Raw genomic sequence first — 24,831 nt, forward strand, 5'->3', positions numbered from 1 at the left:
CATTGTCATCCGCAAAACTCGTTGATTGCCGTCAGCTAATTTAATGAGTCGCAGAAACAATACCTTATTAATGGAGTCCTGTCTCAAACAGTTGCGGATGACATTTCCGAGTATCATATTATTGTCGAGCTCAAATTATTTAGTTTGATGCTCAAAATAACTTTTGAAGATATTTTAAAAACACAGACCAAACAAAGTACAAATTCCCTTCCTGATTTGAGTTAGAGTAAGATAGTCCCGAAACTTAAGTCATGAAAAACTGATAAGGAATAATATTATGCAGCAACAAGTCATCATTGTCGGTGGGGGTATGGTTGGACTCAGCCTTGCTTTAATGTTGGCAAAATCTAATATTGCCGTAAAGCTATTAGAAGCTGTGAAATATCCAAATTATGATGATGAAAACCTTGCGCCTTATCATTCTAGTTTTGATGCAAGAAATACCGCATTGTCACGCCGTAGTGTGCAAATTTATCAAAAGTTAGGATTGTGGGATGCATTACAACAGCATGCGACCCCAATTTTACAAGTGCATATCACAGAGCAAGGTAGCTTTGGTAAAGCACGACTAGTCGCAGAACAAGAGAAAGTAGAAAGCTTTGGACAAGTAATTGAGAATGCATGGCTAGGACGTGTATTACTGACCCAAGTACGTCAACAGCCGTTGATTGAGCTGATTGATGGTGTACAAGTGACCTCACTGACACAAGATGCAGATGAGGTTCACATCGAAGCGATGCGCAATGGAGAATATATTCATTCGCTCAAGTCCAAGTTGGTGATCGCAGCAGATGGTCGTGATTCGTTCTGTCGTCAGGCGATTGGCGTGGGTGTAGATGAACATGATTATGACCAAGTGGCGATAGTCACCACTGTGCAAACTTCTAAACCGCATCAACAAGTTGGCTTTGAACGTTTTAGCGCTTTAGGACCGTTGGCACTTTTACCGTTACCGGGTGAATACCGCCGTTCAGTGGTTTGGCCTGTGAAGAAGGGTACGGAAACTGAATGGTTAGGTGAAGAAAACGATCAGCACTTCCTTGAAGCCCTACAGGAAACCTATGGCGATCGTGCGGGTAAATTTGAAAAAACAGGCAAACGTTTTAGTTATCCATTGTCTCAAGTCTTGGCACATAAACAAGCCGTTGGGCGCGTAGTGTTGATGGGCAATGCAGCACACACCATTCACCCTGTTGCAGGACAAGGTTTTAATCTGTGCTTACGTGATGCTGATGTGCTGGTTCGTTTCTTGATGGAACAATTAGTGAAGTCAGATGATATTGGTCACCCAGACAATTTGTTGGCTTATGAGCAAGCACGTTTGAAGGACCAACAACGCGTGATCAAGTTCTGTGATTCAGTCGTTCGTGGCTTTAGTAATCAAAATCCAATTTTAAAATTAATACGTAATACAGGATTGGTTGCCTTTGACGTGATTCCGGGAATTAAGCCGTTGGTTGCCAATTACGCAATGGGGCTGAAAGCATGAGTGAAATGTTAGATGTGGTCATTGTAGGAGGTGGCTTGGTTGGTGGCTTAACCGCCTTGCTATTGGCACAAGGTAATGTGCAAGCAACAGTATTGGACGCTGCCCCTGTACTAGATCAAGAAAAAACACTTGCGGTGATGAATCCACGCGTGTTGGCCCTCAGTCAGGCAACCATTCATATATTAAAGACTGTGGATGTTTGGGATGATTTAGCCCGTCAGATGCCATATTCAGGCATGCAGGTCTGGAATAAAAATGGCTATGGAGAAATCAATTTTGGACATGCATCGGAGCGACCACCACATGCAGATCAAGCATTGGGTTCAATGGTGGAGCCAAGTGTCCTGAATGTTGCGATTCAACAAAAAATGTTGCAGCAGCTTAAAGATTACCGCACTCAGGTGAAAGTGATTCGTATCGAGCAAATTCCACAAGGTTGGTCGATTCAGCTAGCAGATGGTACAACGTTGAAAACCAAACTGTTGATCGGTGCTGATGGGGCAAACTCGTTTGTACGTGAACAAGCTTATATTGATTTGGATGTCTTAGATTACAAACAAGCTGCAATCAGTTGTGCGATTAAAACCACTCAACCGAATCAATATGTGGCACGCCAAATTTTCCTACCAACAGGACCATTGGCTTATTTACCAATGGCGAGTTTGGACGCGCAAGACAATGGTTATTGGCAATCGATTGTGTGGACATTACCAGATGATTATGCTGATGAATATTCAGCACTCAGTGATCAGGAATTTATGCAATTGCTGACCCAAGAAAGTTTGAAAATGCTTGGTGAAGTGGTTGAAGTACGTTCAAGAGCACAGTTCCCATTGAAAGCTCGCGCTGCGCAACGGTATATCAAATCAGGTCTAGCATTGATTGGGGATGCAGCACATGTGATTCATCCTTTAGCTGGACAAGGTGTCAATATTGGTTGCTTAGATGCAGCGGTGCTTTGTGATGTTTTGCTGCACGATCTAAAACGTGGTGTATGGGCAAATGAGCAGACTTTGTTACGTTACGAACACCAACGTAAAGGGCAGAACGATGCCATGATGCACAGCATGTCAGCGATAGGTTGGTTAGAAAGTTCAGAGTTATTTCCTTTTGTTTGGGCGAGAAATTTCGGTCTGAAACAGGTCGAACAACTGGATTGGCTCAAAGATGGTTTCATGCAACAAGCCAATGGTTTGGGGGCGTTGAAAGAGACACGTTATGCATGCTAAAAAACAGTAGATATTTTTTAGACAATCATTTATAAATCAGAGTGAATTTGGTTAAAAAAAGCACAAATTGATAAATATTTTGCTTTGATAAATGAGAAGAGCTTGTTAAATTTCATCAAGTTCTGATGACCAAATAACGATGATGAAGATTTAGTCATTGTGGGGAGAGTAATATGACGGAAATGAATGATTACGACGAAAACACCGAAGATGCTGCTGTAGATGATGAGGAGGCGAAAGCTGCCGAAAGTGGTGCAGACAGTAGCGAAGAATCCATTGCAAATGATGCTGATCTCGCAGAAGCTGAAAGCCTAACTGTGACTGCTAAACAGAAACAACGCCAAGCTTTAGAAGATGAAGTTGCTGCGTTTCTAGCGCGTGGCGGACGTATTACTGAAGTTCCACCAGGCGAAACCCACGAATAAATAAAAGATTAAAAAAACACCACGATTGTGGTGTTTTTTGTTAAGTCTTGAAAAATAACTAGAGGAGCAATGAAATTGCGATGCTCCACATCATACAACCAATCATAAAATCTAAGACCTTCCATGCCTTTGGGTTAGTAAAGAATGGTTTTAACAGTCTAGAGCCATATCCCAGACTAAAAAAGAAAATCCATGATGCAACAATACTACCGAGGGCAAAACTGATCTTGTCCTCAAACTGTGTTGCTACAGATCCAATTAAAACAATTGTGTCTACATAGACATGTGGATTCAACCAAGTGAAAGCAAGACCTGTTAAAAGCACTTGAGTTAAAGTCTGCTTTTGATGGCTCACAAGTTCTATGCTTTGAGTTTTTTTTAAAGCTGCATGAAATGCTTTAGCGCCATAGACCAGTAAAAATGTTGCACCTAAATATTTAGCAATCGTTATTAGCAGTGGTGATGTGGCCATGATTTCAGCAAAACCTAACACACCTAGTGCAATTAAGATGGAGTCGGAAAGTGCGCACAATAAGCATAGCCAAAATACATATTGTTGCTTTAAACCTTGTTTGAGAACGAAAGCATTTTGAGCACCAATAGCGACAATAAGACCGCTACCAATACCAAAACCTTTCATAAAGACGCTAAGAGAGAACATAACAAATAAAACGGAAAATCTAGATGTGAGAATTATCTGACTTTTAAAGGTAAAATAAGTAATATTAAGAATAATTAGGTTTAGCTAAAAATAATTTAGGTGGGTGAGTGTTAGATAGTAAACAATGTGAAGCATTTCTTGCTGTAGCTGAAGCAGGAAGTTTTGATGCGGCAGGAGAACATTTATACATTACACCTTCTGCAGTATCGTTACGTGTACAAGCTTTAGAAAAGTATTTAGGACAAGTTTTAATTATTCGCGGACGACCATGTGTGCTTACTCAGGCTGGGCAAACCTTGTTGCAGCATTTGCGTCATACTCGGTTAATGGAACAAAATCTTTTACAAGGTTTGATGGGAAAATCTTCTGAATCGGAATTTTATAAGATTGCTTTGGCATCCAATGCGGATTCATTGGCAACATGGTTGTTGCCGAGTATTCAGCCAACATTGTTTAGAGAAAAAATTGTGTTAGAGCTTAAAATTGATGATCAATCACATACCCATACATTATTAGAAACAGGACAAGTGAATGCCTGTATCACTGCCGAAGAGCAGGTTATGTCAGGTTGTTTAGCACAACCCCTAGGCAAAATGCGTTATAAAATGCTGGCTTCTGCCGACTTCGCAGCTCATTGGTTTAGGAAGGGTGTAAATAGAGAAAGTTTAAGAAAAACACCAGCAGTTATTTTTAATCATAAAGACTTAATGCATTCAGAGATTTTATTAAAGGGGTATGGCTTACCGATGCAAAGTTATCCCTATAGTTTTATTCCAGCAACAGATGCTTTCGTCAAAGCAATTCAATTAGGTTTGGGCTATGGCATGGTGCCCGAGTTGCAGGTTCAACCACTACTCGAAAATGGAACACTTGTTGATATTATGCCTGATGCCCAACTTGCTATTCCATTATATTGGCATCATTGGAAACGGCAGTCTGAACAACTGAATGTATTGACAGAATGTATTGTTCAAGCGGCTAAGCAAGCGTTGACATGATGGAAATTTTTTTGATAATGGAGCAAGGCAATATCTTCTGATAATTACCTTGCATCCATGTTTAGAACTAAGCTTGAGTCAACTCTAAAGCTCGTTGATATGCTACTTTCTTTTTAATTCCAGTTAGGTCTGCTGCAAGTTGAGATGCCGCTTTTACGGATAAATCTTGCAGTAAACGTTTTAATAGCTCATCCAATTTATCTTGTGCCATATCTTTTTCAGTGGTTGCACCACCAACAACGAGGACAATTTCGCCTTTCTCTTGGTTGTGATCATTTTGAATGAAATTAAGTAACTCTTTTAAAGTCATTTTCTTGATGGTTTCAAAGGTTTTGGTGATTTCACGGGCAAAACCTACTGGACGATCTTCACCAAAAACTTGGACCATATCTTGAATACACGCCAAAATACGATGTGGAGCTTCATAAAAAATGAGTGTTTGTGTTTCATCTTTGAGTTTCTCAAGTTGGCTAATTCGTTGAGACGCCTTTGATGGTAAAAAACCTTCAAAACTAAAGCGATCACTCGGTAAACCAACTGCACTTAATGCGGCAATTGCTGCACATGCACCCGGCACTGGAATCACACGAATCCCATGTTCTTGGGCTGCACGAACAAGTTTAAACCCTGGATCACTAATTAATGGTGTTCCAGCATCGCTGATTAAGGCAACTGTTTCTCCATTTAACATTCTTTGGAGAAGTTGATCAATTTTGTTACTTTCGTTGTGATCATGGCACGCAGTGAGCGGAGTTGAGATATTATAGTGTTTGAATAATTGAGCAGATTGTCTAGTATCTTCTGCTGCAACCACCGAGACTGATTTTAAAATATCGATTGCACGAAACGTCATGTCATCCAAGTGCCCAATCGGGGTTGCTACAACAAATAATTGAGCACTCATAAAAGGTAACTCCATAATGTATTCAAAAAAATATTGGCTGCTACTGAGTTTGGCAGCATTGATTAGTCCAGCTTATGCGGACGTGTTGGTCATTCTACCTGAATCAGGCCCTATGGCGCGAGCTGGTGAAAGTATTAAACGCGGTTTCATGAGTGCTTATACAGCATCGGGAAGTAAAGAAAAAATTATTTTCGTGGATTCTGCAAAAAGTAACGTAAATCAAATTTTTAAAACTAGGGTTAATAAAAATACGAAATTGGTTGTTGGGCCATTAGGCCGATCTGATATTGAGGCGGTGATTAAACTAAAACCGAAAGTTCCTGTGTTAGCACTAAACGATGTGAATACACAAACTGAAAATGTATGGCAATTTAGTTTGGCTAAACAGCATGACGCTGAAGCTTTAAATAAATTACTCATCAAGGATCAAATCCAAACTTTATTGGTATTGCGTGAAGCTGGGACTGAGTCTGCGACAGAACTATTTATGATGTCACTCATGTCTCAGTCACATGCTGCGATTGAAGTGATTCATGAATTACCTAAAAAACTACCTAAAAAAACAGGATTGTTACTATTAGGGGATCATGAGTGGATGATGGAGCTTGGTTCATTACCAAAACAGAATATTTATGCAACTCCGATGAGTATCGAAGAAGGGAAATCTATTCCCATCGGATTACGTTTCTGTGATACACCCGCTTTATATAATGGACAATGGGCAGACCTAATTGAGGCTTACAAAGAACAACCAGAGAATATGGCATTTCAACGCTTGTTGGCATTTGGTGGTGATGCATGGACGCTTAGCCAACAGTTCCTAGTCGGTGCTGATAACAAACAATTTTCTTTTGTTGGACGAACGGGGGCTATTGAGGTGAATGCGGGCAAAATCAATCGACAGCCTTATTGCTTTGAACAGCAGAAAAAACACATCCAAATTTTAAAATAAGATATCTCACGCATGGAACAGCAAACAAATTCTATGGGGCAATGGGCTGAGGAAGCAGCAAAGACATTGCTCCATTCTCATGGGTATCAATGTATCAGTCAAAATTATCATTCACGTTTTGGTGAAATTGATTTAATCGTTAGGCGTGGTCAAGAACTTGTTTTTGTTGAAGTAAAAGCCAGATCCTCTGGGAGTTATGCTCATGCTTATGAGGTGATTACCCAAGCGCAAAAGCGTAAAATTATTAAAACAGCCAAATTCTTTTTACAACGTTATCCTAGTTATTATGACTTTGATTGTCGTTTTGATGTGATTTGTTTTGATTTTCCACAGAAAATTGCAAAAACAGTACAACCAGATTTTTCAAAATTGAAGTATGATCAGCAATGGATTGAACATGCATTTACTTTAGACTAATTCTGGCAATATGATCTAAAAGTAGGTGTGGAAGATTGAGCAAATGTGTGAATAGGGAGTCTTGCCAAGTGTTAAAACGTTTATCGATCACGTTACTTTGCGCTGCAAGTTTATCGGGTTGTGCGAGCTTTATTTCTGGCGGAACAGGGACTGCACCTGTTGGCACAAATAGTGGTGATCGTAGTCTAGGACAAGTTTTTATTGATTCTTCAATCAAACGTACTGCAAATGTTAATTTATACAAATTAGATCATCGTTTTAGACAGTCCCGCATCAATATTGAAAGTTTTCACAGCAACGTGCTTTTGACAGGTCAAGTGCCTGATCCATATTTAAAGCAACTTGCTGAGGATAATGTACGTGCAATGAGTGATGTCAAAGCGGTACATAACTATATTACAGTAGGCGATAAAGTTGGTTATAGCACGATCATGCAAGATGGTACGGTCACTGCAAATACACGTGGCTTGTTGATGAGAGCACCTGTCGTATCGGACAGTAAGGTTTTAGTTCATACTGAAAATGGCGTGTTGTATGTGATGGGGCGTTTAAATACGGCTGAGATTAGAGATTTAGATGATGTCTTACAAAAAGTCGGCAATGTGAGTAGAATTGTGACTTTGGTTGATAATATCGACCAAACAGCAGGGACTTCAACGGCTCGAGTAGGGACAGCAACAACACAGTCTCTGGTTGAAACACCTGTAGCGATTGATCCTGATCAAGCTGAGCCTGTGACTATTACCCCAACTAATCCCTAATTTATGAAACAACTTATTCAACAAGTTCAAGAAAATGTTATACGGGCGAAAGACTTTTATAAAGAATTTCGTCTGTATGATTTTGCAAGTTATTCGATTAACTATTTAACGCCTAAAGATACTTTCGAAAAGGAAGAACACCTTGCTTATGGATTAAAAGCACGCCAACGTTTAGATCTATATCGAAGTAAAAATGCCAAGCCGCAAAAACCGCTGATTGTCTTTGTGCATGGGGGATCATGGCAGCATGGCAATAAGCGAGATTATTTGTTTATCGGTGAAACATTTGCCCGTGAAGGCTATGATGTCGCTGTGATCAATTATCATCTTGCACCTGAGCATATTTTTCCTGCTTTTATTGATGATATTGCACAAGCTATCCATTATCTGAATCAGAATCAAACGAAGTTAAAGATATCAACAGAAAATCTGATTTTGATGGGGCATTCCGCTGGTGCATTTAATGTGATGTCTGTTGTTTATTCTGCTCAAGCGAAGAACTTTAAATATAAAGATCAAATCAAAGCGATTGTTGGATTGGCTGGTCCTTATCATTTTGATTATAAAGGTGATCCACTTGCAGAACATGCCTTTGATCTGAATATTTCTTATCAACAAGTTATGCCATATTATTTTATTGAGCCTAATCAAATTAAGCATTACTTGTTAATAGCCGAACAAGATCAATTGGTAGAAAGAAGAAATACGCTTGATTTGGATATTGCACTCAGGGAAAAGGGTAATCATAGCCATATTTCGATTATTCCCAAGACTGGGCATATTACCATTGTTGCCACATTGGCAAGTTTGATGAGCCATTATTTCAAGACGAAACGGACTATTTTACATTTTTTGGACGAAGCATTGAATCCATGAAGTCATAATAAAAGCATCGATTAGGATGCTTTTCTTTTTTCGGTCATCTGCATAATCATGCTATGAGCAATACTTCCTTTAAATGGGATCTGTGGTAACTGATCGAATTTAAAAAACTGAGCATCACTGATCTCTTCAAGTTGTAATTGGATCTCTCCAGACTCATATTCAGCATGAAAAGCGATCATTAAATTGCTCGGGAATGGCCACGGTTGGCTAGACATATAACTTATATTTTTAAGCTTTAGGCCAACTTCTTCCATTGTTTCACGTTGTACTGCTTCTTCTAAAGTTTCACCAACCTCTACAAAACCAGCGATCAAACCATACATATTGCCTTTGTTATGGGCGGATTTAGCAAGTAATACTTCATTGCTACCGCGTGTGATAATCGTGATTATACAAGGCTGAACACGTGGATATTGATGATAACCACAAGCTGGACAAATCATGGCATATTCTTTGGCATGAATTTCAGTACGATGACCACAGTGACTACAGAACTTATGATTACGACGCCATTCAAGCAGTTGTACCGCACGGCTGGCCTGTAGGAAATCTGATGTTGACCAAGTCTGAATCAAATCACGGATAGGAACAAGTTGAAAGCCTTCAGGGATGATTTCGCCTTCTAACAGGTCACGTGCAATGACATGATCATTTGGATGTATGGGAAGATCACTTGCTAACTTTTCAACTTTAGGCAGTTGAAAATTTTCATCGACTAACAGTTTTTGGTGTTGGAAAATATAAGCAAGTGATCGTTGAGACATTAGGCTGCTATCGTTTGTAATTGCTGACTATTTGATAATGCCACATCAAACATAGATTGCAATACAGGTTGTTTATTCCTTAAGTTATCCACCAACAAATCTAAACCTGCTACGACATTGAGTAGACAATTGATTTGTTCAGCATCTAATGCTTGGTTCTGCGCAAGACGGTGTTGAGCAAAATCTGCTGCACCTAATAATGCAGTTTGTTGTGCGGTACTACCTAAGAATTGGGCTGCACCTGACAGTTCTTTGAGATAGTCAGGCAAAGCTTCAATGCTATGTGAGGTCGGATCTTGGGCATATAAGCTGAGAGTCTGCGTAAGCGTCTCGATTAATGTTTTCGTTTCAGTCAATAAAGCTTTATGTGCTTCATCTAAACGATCAAGTGAGATTTGTAGATTATTCACACGAAGCTGTAGACGGCTAGAGGTATAATTGCGCTCTAAAATACCAATTGAATTCATTGAAGCTAAAATACCATTCATTAATTGTTGAACTGAATTAGCATCGGTTAGGAAGTCAGAATGGCTTAGTTTTTCAGCTTGTTGTGTGATCTCTTTTGCAGCTTCATTTAAATTGAGAACTTTGAAAACATTGACAAGTTGATTGAGCTTTTGCTGAATCTCTTGAGTTTTCTCGGTGGACATGTTTTGGTAGTTGTACTCAATTTCATTACGAATTTGGGCCATTTCATCCGTCATCAATCGGCTAACGGTATGAATGGTTTCATAGTCTGGACCATAAAGATGACGACTCAATACTTGAAGCTGGGTGTCACTCAGTAACTCGTCACCAATATTGAGTTGATCACGAATGTGATGCGAAATATTGTTTTCTTGGCTGATACAAATCGATAATACATCCGCAAGATCACTGAGTTCAGCTGCATATGTAGATGGCTGGTTTAAAAACTTAGCAATATTGGTTTCGATTTGAATAAGCGTTCGTAACCTAGCTTCGGTAATAGAAAGCTCATCAATTAAACCTAAAGCAACGTTGACTAATTGCCAATATTGTTGGCTTGGTAGATCGGTAGATAATCCAGCTAGATAAACACCAACAAGTTTGATGCCTTGTAAATCAAGAGGAGTTTCTGTCTGTTTAATCAGTTTATGCAAACATAACTTATAAAGCTGGTGAATGTATTGAGATTTCTCTAGTGTTGGAGCAAGTGGCAGATTAAAACGAGGACTAATCAGACTTAGTAGAGGCTGAATTGTTTGACCTTCTTTCGTTAATGGTTTGCCTAAAGCTAGCTCTAAACGATTCAAGGTATCGAGTAAGAACTGAGGAACTTTAACTTCGCGTAAACAAATAAACTCAATATAGCGTTTCAGCATCGTCGTACCTTCACTCAACGCAACCACATCACTGGTTTTAATTTGTTGAGGTTGGGCCATGATCTTACGCATAAGTTCACTTGAGTATTGGGTAATTTGCGATAAATGTGGCATATCAATCAGTGCAAGTACCTGAGTGCATTGCTCAAACTGATTGAGTGCATCATCTATTCCGAAGGGTAAAGCTTGTTCTTCGGCAAGGGTATTGACCGCTGTTTCTACCAATTTAATCGAATTGTCGATTTCATTTTTTATTATTAATAATGCCGTTGGGTCGAAATGAATCGAGGTTTGGTAAGACATATGACCTACACCTTTCCTGAGTTGTTATATCCATGGACCTCCTTTTGAGGAGGTCTAAATCACTTACAGTTAATATAACTTAACTTTGAAGGCTTGAAATATAAAAAGCGACATTGATTCAAAAATTTATTTTGCGAAAAGGCAAGGTTCTCCGTGTTTTTCTTTAAATTGTTTGACCCACGTCTCATGTTCATTTAACTCATGTTCAGATGGACGAATCACAGCTAAGTCAATTTGGACACGTTGACGTGTGGTTTTATTTTGATTTTGTTCATGTTGAGATAATGCATCAATGTCAAATGAAACCTGTCCACCTGTCATCGCAAGGTAAACATCGGCTAAAATTTCAGCATCGAGTAATGCGCCATGGAAGGTACGATCTCGTGCTGGGATCTCATAGCGTCTAACCAATGCATCCAAAGAATTTTTTTGTCCAGGATGCTTATTCTTTGCGAGTGCTAAGGTATCTGTAACTTCACAGACCTCTGAAAGTAAAGGTAAACCAACACGTTTAAACTCCATATCGAGGAAGTTCATATCGAATGTTGCGTTATGCGCAATGATTTCAGCACCTTTTAAATAAGCAAACAGGGCATCTGCAATTTCAGCATACTTTGGTTTGTCTTGTAGAAATTCATCAGTGATACCGTGCACATCAACCGAGTCGCCTACAGGTTTTTCTGGATTAATATAAATATGAATCGAACTACCCGTGAGTTTACGATTGATCATCTCAATCGCTCCGACCTCAATGATACGATCACCATCTTGATAATAGAAACCCGTGGTTTCAGTATCGAGGATTAGTTGGCGTGGGCCTTGCAACTTTAATTTAGCTTCGGTCACAACAATGTGTGGATGTTGATTCGTTACCACTGATTCCATAGTTTGAACTGGATTTTGTGCTTCAGCTTCATCTAGCAGAGTCACTGACTCATTTTCAGTATCTAACTCATCATTCATTTCATCTGTATCGAGGTCTAAACCCAAAGGATCATTCAAAAGCCAATCGGCTTCAGACTTTTTTATATCAGCGTTAGCCTGTGTTGATGCTTTGAGTTGTTGAGCAGTTTGTTCAGCCCCTAAGTTTGCGAGTTGATCCGCCATTTCATTGCCGGCATGACCAGCATGACCTTTGATCCAATTCCATTCGATATCACGATTGGCGCAAACAGCATCTAATTTTTTCCAAAGATCTGGGTTTTTTACATCCTTCCAGTTTTTCTTCTTCCATCCATGAATCCATTCGGTAATCCCTTGTTTTACATAATTAGAATCTGTCCAAATGATAAGGTGTGCATCGATTGGGCAAAAAGAAATACCTTCAATTGCAGCTTGTAGCTCCATACGGTTGTTGGTTGTTTCTGCTTCACCACCGAACAGTTTATGTTCTTCTTGTTCTGTAATGATATATGCACCCCAACCACCTAAGCCTGGATTGCCTTTACATGCGCCATCAACATAAAGAGTGATTGTTTGTGACATATTTGAACCTGAACAATATATGAGTAAAAAACTTGATCTATTTTGCAATAAAGTCAGCAAAAATAGCCGAAGAGAATATTAGCACTCCCTCGAATATCATGCATTGTAAAGCTAAAATCAGATGTTGTGAGTTACAAAACTCATGTTTTTTAATTTCTTGTAACATTTCCATGCAAATCACGTTAAATTATTGCCTTGTCTATGTAGCAGGCTTTACTACAATGGCTATCAAAGTAATAAACTAGCGTAAGTTGACTGGAAGATTTTATGTCTAAATCGAGCACATTGGTGTCGCGTACATCTGCAACATCATTATTCAAAATCACTGTACTCACTTCTGCTTTAGCTGCGCTGGGAATTACAACGGGCTGTTCTTCGACACCTTATTCTGCAAAAACCTCATCTTCTAAGCAACTTGGATCGGGTTATTTAGATGCGAGTAGCTTAGACTCGCTTGAAGATCTGTTATCTGCCACAGATATGCGTGCAGTAGAAGGTGATCGTCTACTCGTGTTGAAACATGGTGATGTGTGGAAGCGCATGACTGTGGGTTTCAAAATGGATTTGAATCGTTGGGACTCGCGTATTGAAGCTCAGCGTGGTTGGTTTATTTCGCGACAACCGTATTTGGATCGATTGAGTGCACGTGCTAGTCGCTATTTGTACCATACTGTTAAAGAAGCTGAACGTCGTGGCATGCCAACTGAATTAGCTTTGTTACCTGTCATTGAAAGCTCTTATGATCCAGCGGCAACAAGTAGTGCGGCTGCGGCAGGTCTATGGCAGTTTATCCCGAGTACGGGACGTATTTATGGTTTACAGCAAACGAGTCTTTATGATGGCCGCCGTGATGTGGTGGAGTCTACACGCGCTGCCTACGAGTTCCTTGGGAGTTTATACAACCAGTTTGGTTCTTGGGAGTTAGCTTTAGCTGCTTATAACGCTGGTCCTGGTCGTGTACAACAAGCGATTAATCGAAATCGTGCTGCAGGTCTGCCGACTGATTATTGGTCATTAAAATTACCACAAGAAACCATGAACTATGTGCCACGTTTCTTGGCAGTTGCACAAATTATTAAAAATCCAAGTGCGTACGGGGTGTCATTGCCTCCAATTGCAAATCGTCCACACTTTCGTGAGGTGTCATTATCTGGACCTATGGCATTGAGTGAAATTTCTACAATCACGGGTCTAAGTCGTGCTGAGTTATATGCATTGAACCCTGCACATCGTGGTGAAGTGATGGACCCAACGAGCCCGATGCGTATTTTGATCCCAGCAGATTTAAGCCCATCTATCGATGCTCGACTTCGTTCAAACAAATCATCTGGTGGTTTCTGGGCGAGTAAAACGCCACCACCAGCGATGAATACTTCATCAAATACAAGTACAACAGTTCGTACAACGACAAGTACGACTGCACCATCAAGTAACACCACAGTAAAAACAACACCAACGATGACGGCGAGTAGTACCACTACTCGTCCAAGTTCAACGACGACGAATACTAGAATCTCTACACCAAGAGGGTCTGATGCATTGGCTTCTTTTGCAGCAGCGGCAGATGTTCCAAGCGCACCACGTATTCCAGTAGCGGTTACACCAGCAGCCAATGTAAAACCAGTAAGCACCGAGCCACCGATTTCGGGCAAAGAACGTGAGCAAATTCTTGCAGCCATGAAAGCCGAAGGCCAGCAGAAATCAGTTACTCAAGTTTTAGAGCCGCAAGCCACACAAGCTGAAAAAGATCAGGTCGTTGCTGAAATCAAGGCAATTGCACCAAAGGGTACCGAGATCGTCGATCCGTTTGATGGAAAAATTAAGTTAACAGCGATTCAGACTAGCCAATCTGTAGCAGATGAAAAAGGACAAGAAGTAAGCAAAGGCTTTGCTTATCCAAGAAATCTAGTTGAAGATAAAGTTACTGCCAATAGCGAAGATGCAAAACGTAACCAAGGCAAACCTTATATTAGTACAGATACAGAAGTAGTTGTCGTCGCACCAAAAGGTAAGCGCAGTACTTATGTGGTACAACCAGGTGACACGTTGGCTGTTATTGCCCAAAAAAATAGTGTGAACTGGCGTGATATCGCAAAGTGGAATCAAATTGATCCTGCTGGTACTTTATTTGTGGGTACGAGCTTATATTTATATGATGCAAAGCCACAAGCTGAGACTACAAAAGCGACAGAAACTAAACCAGAAAGTTATGTGGTACAGTCTGGTGATAGTCTCACTAGTTTAGCCAGTCGTTTTGATTTAACGATCAAACAGTTGGCGGACTATAATAATTTATCTATTACGGATGGATTGTTGGTCGGTCAACGATTAACCTTAAAAGAACCAAAGAATAATCCCCGTACATCACAGCAAACTGCTCGTGCAACTGAAGCAAAAGCTGCGACCTCACAAAAAGTTGCGACTAAATCATATACGGTTAAACGTGGTGAGTATTTGAAACTCATTGCAGATCGTTATGCGTTGTCAAATCAAGAACTGGCAGATTTGACTGAAGGATTGTCGGCAACAAGTAGCTTGATGGTTGGACAGCGAATCAATGTCCCATTACAAGAAGTGGGGCAGACCGAAGAAACAACCAATACCAAGAATACTGTAAAACATGAAAATGTTACGGCATCAACCAGTTACAAGACAGAAAATTATACGGTGCAGCGTGGTGATACCTTGTCGAGTATTGCTACTCGATCAAAGATCACACTGAATGAGTTGGCGGAGTTAAACAATTTAAAAGCCAATAGTGGTATTCGCCTTGGACAAAGTTTGAAGATTCCTGCTGGCTCAACGGTGCCAGATCAGTATGTGGTTCAGTCAGGAGATAGCTTGAATGCGATTGCCAGCCGATATAATTTACAAGTAAGTTACTTGGCTGACTTGAATGGTTTAAAACCGACTTCAGGTGTGCGTATTGGACAGCGTCTGAAATTAACAGGTGAAGTCGCAAGTGTTGAAGCGCCAGCACCTGCGGAGCCAACGAGAAATAATTCTGCTGCTACAAGCAGTCGCAATACAAATACTGAGCAATATACCGTGAAAGCAGGTGAGTCTTTAAATAGTATTGCGAACCGTTTGGGAATGACAGGCCGTGAACTTGCTGACTTAAACCAGCTGCGTGCCAATACAGGTTTACAGCGCGGTCAAACCATCTTGATCCCGAAAACAGTAACTGAATATCGTGTTAAACGTGGTGATACTTTAATTGGGTTGGCAAGTCGCTATGGGATGCAAACCACAGCATTGGCTGAAATGAATGACTTGGCTCCGAATACACAGTTACGTATTGGTGACGTGATTAAAGTTCCAAATCTATAAGGATATATATGCACTTGTCTCATGGAAGAGCACAAACTCTCATCCTTTTATTTGGTCTAGGGTTGGGTAGTCAATTTAGTTTGGCTGCTCAACAAACGACGCCTTTTTTGGCAGTACATGCAACGCCTCAGTACACCCATTTAAAAGTGATGCCTTATGCAAATGTTGATGCACCTAAAGGCGGAATCTTAAGCCAATCAAGTAATGGAACCTTTGATAACCTGAATAGTATGAATGGCAAAGGCAGTTCAACGGATGGAGTCAATTATCTATTTGATACCTTGATGGATTCTTCGTTAGACGAGCCGAATGTCATGTATCCATTGCTGGCAGAAAAGGCAACCTACGATCCACATAAGCCTAAATTTGTTATTTTCTATCTGAATCCTAAGGCTCGGTTTAGTAACGGTGATGTGCTGACTGCTGAAGATGTTAAATTTACTTTTGATACCTATCAGCAAAAAGCCAATCCTGGACTAAAGATGTATTTGTCTGATTTGGAAAAAACAGAAGTTTTATCTAAGTATCAAGTCAAATTTACTTTTCGATCTGATGATAATGCAGAAATGCCACTCATCGTGGCAAGTTTACCGATTTACTCCAAAAAAGACTGGCAGAATAAAGATTTTACCCGTGTAACGATGCAACCAATTTTAGGGTCAGGTCCTTATTTGATTGATCGGATTGATGCTGGGCGGAGTATCACCTATAAACGAAATCCAAATTATTGGGGTAAAGACCTTCCTGTCAATCGTGGACGTTATAATTTTGATCGCCTTAGATATGTGTACTATCGTAATTTAGATGTAACCTTTGAGGGGTTTAAATCTGGACAGTTCACACTGCATGAAGAGAATACGTCTCGTCGCTGGGTAACCGAATATAAATTTCCTGCTGTCCAGGCGGGACTTATCAAAAAATATAATGCAAATTTAGCCAAGCCCCTAGATTTTCAGAGCTTTGTATTTAATACAAGGCGAAAACCCTTAGATGATATCTATTTGCGTAAAGCTTTGAGTTATGCCTACGATTTTGAGTGGCAAAATAAGGCTTTGTTTTATGGTCAATACCAACGTTTACAGAGTTATTTTGCAAATAGTGAATTAGCCGCAGTTGGACGACCATCATCCGCTGAACTTTCTGTCATTGATCCTTATTTATCAAAATTAAACCCATTGATGCAAAAGGGTTTTTTGGCTGATTGGAAATTTCCTGCATCAGATGCTAGTGGTTTCAACCGGAAGAATCTATTATCAGCTCGCCAAATCCTACACGATGCGGGGTATTCGGTTCGCAATGGTCGTTTACTTGATCGTCAGGGTAAACCCATTGAAATAGAACTGCTAATTCATCAAGATGGTTTACAACGTACTTTGATGCCTTTTGTTCGCAATTTGAAGCGTTTAGGTATAACGGTAAATATTCGGCATGTTGATGTGCCTCAGTATATAGAAAGAATGCGCCGTGGTGATTTTGATATGACCACGATGCGTTTGCCGCAAACCATTACACCAGGCAAAGAACAAGCTCAGTTTTGGGGGAGTAAGGCTGCGGACGAAGAAGGGAATTATAATTTTGCAGGCATTAAAAATCCTGCCATTGATCAAGTGATTCAAAAAATTATTGCCGCTGAAAGTCGAGAGCAGGTCGTTTTACATACACGGGTATTGGATCGCTTATTACGGGCTGGTTATTATCATATTCCAACTTATGGTAAGCCTGAAATATGGTTGGCATATTGGGATATGTACCAACAACCGAAGCAAAAACCAAAATTATCTGTTGGTTTAGATTATTGGTGGGTAGACGCTGAAAAAGCGAAGAAAGTAGATCAATATTTACGTAGGAAATAATCAGTCTGGACAATAAGGATAAGATTGATGAGAACATATATATTAAAACGGCTATTACTGATTATTCCAACTTTGTTTTTTATTTTGTTGATTAATTTTGCAGTGATCCAAATTGCACCCGGTGGGCCTGTTGAACAAGCAATTCAACAGGCACAAAGTTTTCAAGGCGTTGGTTTATCTGGAGGGGAAACTGCACAACAAAGTTCTCAGACACAATATCAAGGTGCGCGTGGCTTAAGTGCAGAAATGGTTGAGCAGATTAAAGCTCAGTATGGTTTTGATAAGTCTGCACCAGAACGCTTTTGGTTGATGCTTAAGGGCTATCTTTCTTTTGATTTTGGGACAAGTTTCTTTAAAGATAAACCTGTTACTCAATTGCTCTATGAAAAAATGCCCGTGACGATTTCGTTGGGTTTATGGAGTACGCTGTTAATTTATCTAGTGTCTATACCTCTTGGCATACGCAAGGCCAAGCAGCATGGCTTAATCTTTGATAAATCGACCTCGTTGTTATTGGCAGTGGGTTATGCTGTTCCATCTTTTGTCTTTGCGGTATTGCTGATTGTATTCTTTGCGGGAGGGAGTTATTTTCAATGGTTCCCGCTACAAGGGCTGGTATCTGAAAACTTCGCTCAACTGAGCATGCTCGATAAAATTAAAGATTACTTCTGGCACATGAGCTTGCCGCTATTGAGTATCGTATTAGGTGGATTCGCAGGTTTAACCTACCTTACAAAATATTCCTTTATGGAAGAATTAAATAAGCAATACGTACTGGCAGCACGTTCAAAAGGGTTAACTGAAAATCGTGTGTTATATGGGCATGTGTTCCGTAATGCCATGCTGATTGTAATTGCAGGATTGCCTGAAGCATTGGTTGGAATATTCTTCGTGGGTAATTTATTCATCGAGATTATTTTTAACTTGGATGGGCTTGGTCTATTGGGGTTTGAGGCTATTGTCCAGCGTGATTATCCTGTGATTTTTGGTACTTTATTTCTGTTTACCTTGCTTGGTTTAATTTTACGTTTGATTAGTGATGTGTTGTATCAAGTGATTGATCCTCGAATTAACTTTGATTCGCGAGGAGTAAAATAATGTCACCAGTGATGAAAAGCCGTTTAGCGCGTTTTAAAAAAAATAAATTGGGTTTCCAATGTTTTATTCTTTTTACCATTGTTTTTATATTATCTCTGGCTGCAGAGTTTATTGCCAATGACAAGCCGTTATTGGTGAAATATCAAGATAGCTTTTATTTCCCTGTTTTCAAAGACTATCCAGAAACGACTTATGGTGGTGTGTTTGAGACTGCAACGGATTATCAAGACCCTGCTGTACGTGAGTTAATCTCTGCACATGGCTGGATGATTTCACCGATTGTTCCATTTTCATATCAGACCCCAAATTTGGAATTAACCGTTCCTGTGCCTTCTAAACCCACAGCACAAAACTGGTTGGGTACGGATGATCAAGGGCGCGATGTGTTGGCGCGAGTGCTGTATGGTTTGAGGGTGTCGTTGTTATTTGGTTTTGCTTTGACAATTTGTGCCGCAGTTTTAGGCATCATTGTGGGAGCGGTTCAGGGCTATTATGGTGGTTGGGTCGACTTGCTTGGACAGCGTATTCTTGAGGTGTGGGGTGGATTGCCAATGTTATTTATGGTGATGATCCTCGTGAGTATGTTTACACCCAATGTATATTGGCTGTTTCTGATTATGCTGTTATTCGGCTGGACAGCTTTGGTTGGGTTGGTTCGTGCAGAGTTTTTACGCGCGCGAAATTTTGATTATGTGCGTGCTGCTCGAGCGTTGGGCGTTAGGGATCGTACAATTATTTTTCGACATATTTTACCGAATGCCATGAGTTCAAGCCTGTCGCAATTACCATTTATGTTGACAGCAAATATTACGGCATTAACTGCACTGGATTTTTTAGGTTATGGTTTACCACCAGATGCAGCTTCACTTGGTGAATTATTACTACAAGGGAAAAATAATTTAAATGCACCTTGGTTGGCATTGTCGGGCTTTTTTACCCTCGCAATTGTGTTGTCATTATTGATTTATATTGGGGAGGCAACACGTGATGCATTCGATCCAAGACAATGATTTAAAAAAAGATCATGTACTCAATGTTAAACAATTAACTGTTACGACAGAGACAGGCCAAGTTTTAGTTGATCAATTGAGTTTCGATTTAGCTGCGGGTGAAACAGTCGCAATCGTTGGTGAGAGTGGTTCAGGGAAATCAGTTAGCAGTTTGGCCTTGCTCGGATTGTTACCGAGCCATTTAAATATTCAGGGTCAAGCATGTCTGAACGATCAGGACTTATTGGCTTTAGATGCAATCGCATTACGTCAAATTCGTGGGCAAAAAATTGCCATGATTTTCCAAGAACCAATGACTGCTTTAAATCCTTTACATCGTGTTGAGAAAATCATTGGTGAAACATTATTGTTACAGGGTTGGCCAAAAACAAAAGTAAGAGAAAAGGTCATTGCCTTATTAAATGATGTGGGCATACCCGAACCTGAACAAAAATTACGTCGTTATCCCCATGAGTTGTCTGGTGGGCAAAGACAGCGCGTTATGATTGCTATGGCATTGGCACTTGAGCCAGACATTCTGATCGCAGATGAGCCAACAACAGCACTGGATGTAACTTTACAAACACAGATCTTAAACTTGCTTAAACAGTTACAGCAACAACGTAATATGGCGATGATTCTGATCAGTCACGACTTGAATCTTGTTAAGCGCTATGCAGATCATGTCATTGTCATGAATAAGGGAAAAGTAGAAGAGCAGGGTGCGATCACGGAAATTTTTACCCGACCTCAAGCGAGTTATACACAACATTTATTGGATCATGATTTTGGCCAAGCCATCCCATATGTAGAGGGACAGGTTATTCTTCAATTAGAACAATTAGCCGTAAGATTTCCAATTAAACAAGGGCTGCTGAATCGCGTAAAAGATTATTTTACCGCAGTTGAGCCATTGAGTTTGAGGTTAGAGCAAGGAGAGTCTCTAGGCGTTGTAGGAGAAAGTGGATCAGGGAAATCGACTTTGGCCTTAGCAATTACCCGTTTGATTGAAAGTGATGGGCAAATTGTTTTCTTGGGGCAGGATTTGAATCAACTGAATGAAAAAAGATTGCGCCCTTTGCGAGCAGATTTTCAGATTGTGTTTCAAGATCCATTTAGCAGTTTGAACCCACGTATGACGATCGGGCAGATTATTGGTGAAGGATTGGCACTGAAAGTATTGGATCAAGCACTGGTAGATCAACAGATTGAAAAGACGTTGGAAAAAGTGGAATTGCCGATAGACTTTAAAAGTCGATATCCACATGAGCTTTCTGGAGGGCAACGGCAACGCGTTGCTTTGGCACGCGCTCTAGTTTTACAGCCGAAATTGATGATCTTGGATGAGCCGACTTCAGCATTGGATCGCACGACACAGCGGGCGATTGTAAAGTTGTTGAGACGACTGCAACAACAAGAGCAAATTAGTTATATTTTTATCAGTCATGACTTACAAGTCATTAAAGCGATTTGCCAAAAGGTGATGGTGCTAAGACACGCAAAACTTTTGGAATATCAAACGACTGAGCTACTTTTTTCACAACCTCAAACTGAATATACCCGTCAGTTGATTGCCGCAAGTCAGTACTAGTCTTGTAATTAAATTGACATATGGTATTGTCAAATTATAGGAAGGTTATTTGACCACATGAATAATTAGATGAAGTTAGGGTATAAGCCCTAATTGGGATAGCAGAGGATGACCATGAGTCAGATCGCAGACAGTATTAAGATTCGTAATACGACATTTAAAAATCGCATCATCAAAGGGGCGATGAGTGAAGCATTAGCCAACCATGATGGACAGCCGAATGAGTTGCATATTGGTTTGTACGAGGCATGGGCGAAAGGTGGTTTGGGTTGTGCGATTACGGGCAATGTCATGGTCAACATTGCTGCAAAGAATGAACCTGGTGTTGTTGCTATTGAAACCGAACGCGATTTGGCTAAATTACAGCAATGGGCTGCGGTAGGTAAAAAATACGGTATGGTGCAATTGATCCAATTGTCACATCCAGGTCGTCAATGTCCTAAGGGATTAAATAAAGAAACTGTCGCACCTTCAGCTGTTCCTTTTAGTCCAATGTTAGCCACAATGTTTGGTACGCCTCGTGAACTCAGACATGACGAAATCTTAGATATTATTCAACGCTTTGCAACAGCTGCTGCAATCTGTGAGAAAGCTGGTTTTGAAGGCGTGCAGTTACATGGTGCTCATGGCTATTTGATCAGTCAATTTTTATCACCACTGACCAACAAGCGTACTGACGAGTGGGGTGGTTCTATCGAGAATCGTATGCGTTTCTTGTTAGAGATTTATAAAGCTGTTCGTGCAGCGACATCTGATGATTTTATTATTTCTGTAAAACTCAACTCTGCCGATTTCCAGCGTGGAGGAATCACCGAAGAAGATGTGATCAATGTATTTAAAACGATTGATGCCGCTGGCATTGATATCATTGAAATTTCAGGTGGTACTTATGAAGCACCAGCGATGGCAGGTGCGAAAGCAGAGAAACGTAAAGCAAGCACGATTGCTCGTGAAGCTTATTTCTTGGAGTTTGCTGAGAAAATACGTCAGCACGTGTCTTGTAAGTTGATGGTTACAGGTGGCTTCCGCACGGTAGAAGGGATGAATGCTGCGCTTGAAAGCGGTGCATGTGACTTTATTGGTATTGCTCGTCCATTGGCTGTTGAAACAGATTTAACAGATCGTTTGATCGCAGGGCATGACGTGCGCTACGCCGTAAATCAAATTAAAACAGGTATTCCTTTTGTCGATAAAATGGCAATTATGGAAATCATTTGGTATGCAGCACAGTTCAAAGCGATTGGACAGGGCAAAAAACCAAATCCTAAATTATCACCATTACTGGTATTCTTAAATTATGCGAAAGGGAATATCAAAGCGGTGGTCAAAGGACGCGTAAACTCTCGAAAATCAGCATAGTATTTGGGACTCTTCGGAGTCCTTTTTAATTTTTTATAAATAAAAAAGCCACTGTCGGTATGATGCAGTGGCTTTTTTGAATTTGGCGTCCCTACGGGGATTCGAACCCCGGTTACCGCCGTGAAAGGGCGATGTCCTAGGCCTCTAGACGATAGGGACTTCTTGAGGTGGGTGTATATTAGGGTTCTGTCACCAAACTGTCAAGAAGGTGAGGAGACAGTTTGTTCAAAATATAGCAAAACAGTTCAGCCGTCTTTTGAGTATCGTACAAAGCAGAGTGTGCTTCTTTACCATCAAACTCAATACCCGCTTGGATACATGCTCTTGCTAAAACTGTTTGACCAAACATGACCGCACTCAGTGTCACCGTATCAAAGACTGAAAAGCTATGAAATGGATTCTGATTTTTAGTGCCAGAACGCGCAATCGCGGCTTGTAGGAAACCAAGATCAAAGTGAGCATTATGACCAACCAATACCGCATGTGTGCAATGTTGCGCTTTTCGTATTTCATTGAGTGATTTGAAAATACGGCGTAATGCTGAACGCTCATCTTCAGCCATTGCAACGCGCATAGGGTTAAATGGGTCAATACCAATAAAGTCGAGTGAGCGACGGTCTAGATTAGCCCCTTCAAAAGGGTTGATATGCGCCTGAAATGAGGGACCCGGTACAAATTGTCCATGTTCATCATAGACAATTGGAATACAGGCGATTTCAAGTAGGGCATCAGTTTGGCAGTTGAAACCTGCTGTTTCTACATCAACAACAACAGGTAAAAAACCACGAAAACGCTGACCAATTACGGGAGCTTTGTTTTCTTCTGTCACACTTTTCTCCATTGCAGTGTTTTGCCTGCATGAAGTGGAATAATTTTTTGGTCTTCTAGGTAATCAAAAGACTCAGCGACGGTATGTTCTTCTTTGACCAAGGTAATAGTTGACGTATTACGTGGTAAACCGTAGAAGTCAGCACCGAATATGCTGGCGAAACCTTCTAAACGTTCTAACTTGCCTACTTGATCAAAAGCTTGAGCATATAGTTCAATCGCATTTGGCGCGCTATAGCAACCTGCACAGCCACATGCATTCTCTTTAGCATTTTGTGCATGTGGAGCACTATCTGTACCTAAGAAGAATTTCGGACTGCCGCTCGTTGCCACTTCCAATAAAGTTGTTTGGTGTGTTTGACGTTTTAAAATTGGTAAGCAATAAAAATGCGGTTTCACGCCTCCTACCAACATATCATTACGGTTAAACAATAGATGTTGGGGAGTAATCGTTGCGGCAACATTACGATCTTGTTCAAGAACAAAATTTGCTGCATCGCTGGTTGTGATATGTTCAAGTACGATTTTAAGTTTTGGAAATTGTTTGAGTAGTGGTGAGAGAATTTCGTCTAAAAATCTTTTTTCACGATCAAAGATATCAACATGGTTGTGAGTTACTTCACCATGTAATAACAATGGAACTTGATGCTCTTCAAGCTGTTCAATCACCGCATAAACTTTGCGAATGTCACTTACACCACTATCGGAGTTTGTTGTTGCCCCAGCAGGATAAAGTTTGATGGCATTGACATGATCAGATGCTTTGATTTTTCGAACTTCATCAGGAGAGGTGTGATCAGTAAAATACAGCACCATACGTGGATCAAAATGAAGGCCTTCTGGAACATGGGCAAGAATACGCTCACGATATGCTAAAGCTTCATCCACAGTTTTGACAGGTGGAACCAAATTTGGCATACAAATTACGCGGGCAAATTGTTTTGCTAAATCAGGAACTGTACGTTTTAAAGCTAAACCATCACGCAGGTGTGCGTGCCAATCATCGGGTTGTAAAAGAGTAAGTGTATTCAAGGTGCACTTCAAACTTAAAAATAATACAAATAATAATGCATAAAGTGTGAAAATGGTAACTACAATTACGGATAAGTGGTTAAGTAAAGTTCATGACAAAATGAGAATTTGTGTTATTTTTATGCGGCATAAGGA

At 40.3% G+C, this 24,831-nt stretch carries 21 protein-coding genes and 1 tRNA gene; 14 read left to right on the top strand and 8 right to left on the bottom strand.

Annotated elements, in window-relative coordinates; translation table 11 throughout:
* Positions 1 to 277 precede the first annotated feature (277 nt).
* From ubiH to F927_RS04820, 3 genes are all read left to right on the top strand, one after another.
* Complete coding sequence (ubiH, locus tag F927_RS04810) at positions 278 to 1,489, top strand: 2-octaprenyl-6-methoxyphenyl hydroxylase (protein ID WP_005081953.1); 1,212 nt, start codon at positions 278 to 280, stop codon at positions 1,487 to 1,489.
* Positions 1,486 to 2,718 (top strand): FAD-dependent monooxygenase, encoded by a 1,233-nt coding sequence (locus F927_RS04815; protein WP_005081955.1) that lies wholly within the window; start codon positions 1,486 to 1,488, stop codon positions 2,716 to 2,718. Before ubiH ends, F927_RS04815 begins: the two co-directional genes overlap by 4 nt.
* A 173-nt stretch (positions 2,719 to 2,891) precedes the next feature.
* Positions 2,892 to 3,143: a hypothetical protein gene (locus F927_RS04820; RefSeq protein WP_004638425.1), complete on the top strand. Its 252-nt coding sequence runs from the start codon at positions 2,892 to 2,894 to the stop codon at positions 3,141 to 3,143.
* Positions 3,144 to 3,201: 58 nt separating this feature from the next.
* Here F927_RS04820 and F927_RS04825 read toward each other — a convergent pair whose 3' ends face one another.
* Positions 3,202 to 3,804, bottom strand: a complete 603-nt coding sequence (locus F927_RS04825; protein ID WP_005081957.1) for a LysE/ArgO family amino acid transporter — start codon at positions 3,802 to 3,804, stop codon at positions 3,202 to 3,204.
* A gap of 107 nt (positions 3,805 to 3,911) precedes the next feature.
* On the opposite strand from F927_RS04825, the gene F927_RS04830 reads away from it, so the two are divergent.
* On the top strand, positions 3,912 to 4,802 hold the full coding sequence (locus F927_RS04830) for a LysR family transcriptional regulator ArgP (protein ID WP_005081959.1): 891 nt from the start codon (positions 3,912 to 3,914) through the stop codon (positions 4,800 to 4,802).
* Between the two features lie 67 nt (positions 4,803 to 4,869).
* On the opposite strand, the gene rsmI is transcribed toward F927_RS04830, so the two are convergent.
* A complete protein-coding gene (gene rsmI, locus F927_RS04835; RefSeq protein WP_005081962.1) occupies positions 4,870 to 5,706 on the bottom strand; it encodes a 16S rRNA (cytidine(1402)-2'-O)-methyltransferase in 837 nt (278 codons plus the stop codon).
* A gap of 16 nt (positions 5,707 to 5,722) precedes the next feature.
* Between rsmI and F927_RS04840 the strand changes: the two genes are divergently transcribed.
* From F927_RS04840 to F927_RS04855, 4 genes are all read left to right on the top strand, one after another.
* Positions 5,723 to 6,658: a penicillin-binding protein activator gene (locus tag F927_RS04840; RefSeq protein ID WP_005081965.1), complete on the top strand. Its 936-nt coding sequence runs from the start codon at positions 5,723 to 5,725 to the stop codon at positions 6,656 to 6,658.
* A 12-nt stretch (positions 6,659 to 6,670) separates the two neighbouring features.
* Entirely contained in the window at positions 6,671 to 7,075 is a 405-nt protein-coding gene (locus F927_RS04845) for a YraN family protein (RefSeq protein ID WP_005081968.1), read from the top strand.
* A 68-nt stretch (positions 7,076 to 7,143) separates the two neighbouring features.
* On the top strand, positions 7,144 to 7,836 hold the full coding sequence (locus F927_RS04850; protein ID WP_004638431.1) for a BON domain-containing protein: 693 nt from the start codon (positions 7,144 to 7,146) through the stop codon (positions 7,834 to 7,836).
* A 3-nt stretch (positions 7,837 to 7,839) separates the two neighbouring features.
* Positions 7,840 to 8,712 (top strand): alpha/beta hydrolase, encoded by an 873-nt coding sequence (locus tag F927_RS04855; protein ID WP_004638432.1) that lies wholly within the window; start codon positions 7,840 to 7,842, stop codon positions 8,710 to 8,712.
* A gap of 20 nt (positions 8,713 to 8,732) precedes the next feature.
* On the opposite strand, the gene nudC is transcribed toward F927_RS04855, so the two are convergent.
* The 3 genes from nudC to dnaQ all read right to left on the bottom strand — a co-directional run bounded on the left by nudC (position 8,733) and on the right by dnaQ (position 12,616).
* The gene (nudC, locus tag F927_RS04860) at positions 8,733 to 9,485 is read right to left on the bottom strand and encodes an NAD(+) diphosphatase (protein WP_005081970.1); all 753 of its coding nucleotides are present in this window, start codon (positions 9,483 to 9,485) and stop codon (positions 8,733 to 8,735) included.
* Positions 9,485 to 11,131 (bottom strand): hypothetical protein, encoded by a 1,647-nt coding sequence (locus F927_RS04865; RefSeq protein WP_005081973.1) that lies wholly within the window; start codon positions 11,129 to 11,131, stop codon positions 9,485 to 9,487. The genes nudC and F927_RS04865 overlap by 1 nt, the downstream gene beginning before the upstream one ends.
* A gap of 126 nt (positions 11,132 to 11,257) precedes the next feature.
* Positions 11,258 to 12,616: a DNA polymerase III subunit epsilon gene (dnaQ, locus tag F927_RS04870; RefSeq protein WP_005081976.1), complete on the bottom strand. Its 1,359-nt coding sequence runs from the start codon at positions 12,614 to 12,616 to the stop codon at positions 11,258 to 11,260.
* A gap of 267 nt (positions 12,617 to 12,883) precedes the next feature.
* Between dnaQ and F927_RS04875 the strand changes: the two genes are divergently transcribed.
* From F927_RS04875 to F927_RS04900, 6 genes are all read left to right on the top strand, one after another.
* Positions 12,884 to 15,946, top strand: coding sequence for a lytic transglycosylase (locus F927_RS04875; RefSeq protein ID WP_005081979.1), 3,063 nt, complete (start codon positions 12,884 to 12,886; stop codon positions 15,944 to 15,946).
* An 8-nt stretch (positions 15,947 to 15,954) separates the two neighbouring features.
* The gene (locus tag F927_RS04880; RefSeq protein ID WP_005081981.1) at positions 15,955 to 17,799 is read left to right on the top strand and encodes an extracellular solute-binding protein; all 1,845 of its coding nucleotides are present in this window, start codon (positions 15,955 to 15,957) and stop codon (positions 17,797 to 17,799) included.
* Positions 17,800 to 17,826: 27 nt separating this feature from the next.
* Positions 17,827 to 18,897, top strand: coding sequence for a microcin C ABC transporter permease YejB (locus F927_RS04885; RefSeq protein WP_005081982.1), 1,071 nt, complete (start codon positions 17,827 to 17,829; stop codon positions 18,895 to 18,897).
* Positions 18,897 to 19,907 (top strand): ABC transporter permease, encoded by a 1,011-nt coding sequence (locus F927_RS04890; RefSeq protein ID WP_005081984.1) that lies wholly within the window; start codon positions 18,897 to 18,899, stop codon positions 19,905 to 19,907. The genes F927_RS04885 and F927_RS04890 overlap by 1 nt, the downstream gene beginning before the upstream one ends.
* Positions 19,885 to 21,477: an ABC transporter ATP-binding protein gene (locus tag F927_RS04895; protein ID WP_005081987.1), complete on the top strand. Its 1,593-nt coding sequence runs from the start codon at positions 19,885 to 19,887 to the stop codon at positions 21,475 to 21,477. Before F927_RS04890 ends, F927_RS04895 begins: the two co-directional genes overlap by 23 nt.
* A gap of 114 nt (positions 21,478 to 21,591) precedes the next feature.
* Entirely contained in the window at positions 21,592 to 22,836 is a 1,245-nt protein-coding gene (locus F927_RS04900) for an NADH:flavin oxidoreductase/NADH oxidase family protein (RefSeq protein WP_005081990.1), read from the top strand.
* A gap of 83 nt (positions 22,837 to 22,919) precedes the next feature.
* Here F927_RS04900 and F927_RS04905 read toward each other — a convergent pair.
* The 3 genes from F927_RS04905 to pyrC form a co-directional block, all read right to left on the bottom strand.
* Positions 22,920 to 22,995, bottom strand: a tRNA-Glu gene (locus tag F927_RS04905).
* A gap of 19 nt (positions 22,996 to 23,014) precedes the next feature.
* On the bottom strand, positions 23,015 to 23,677 hold the full coding sequence (gene rnt / locus F927_RS04910; RefSeq protein ID WP_004638443.1) for a ribonuclease T: 663 nt from the start codon (positions 23,675 to 23,677) through the stop codon (positions 23,015 to 23,017).
* Complete coding sequence (gene pyrC, locus F927_RS04915; protein WP_004638444.1) at positions 23,662 to 24,696, bottom strand: dihydroorotase; 1,035 nt, start codon at positions 24,694 to 24,696, stop codon at positions 23,662 to 23,664. The genes rnt and pyrC overlap by 16 nt, the downstream gene beginning before the upstream one ends.
* Between the last annotated feature and the right edge of the window lie 135 nt (positions 24,697 to 24,831).

The sequence above is a fragment of the Acinetobacter haemolyticus CIP 64.3 = MTCC 9819 genome (genome assembly GCF_000369065.1).
Taxonomy (GTDB): Bacteria; Pseudomonadota; Gammaproteobacteria; order Pseudomonadales; family Moraxellaceae; genus Acinetobacter; species Acinetobacter haemolyticus.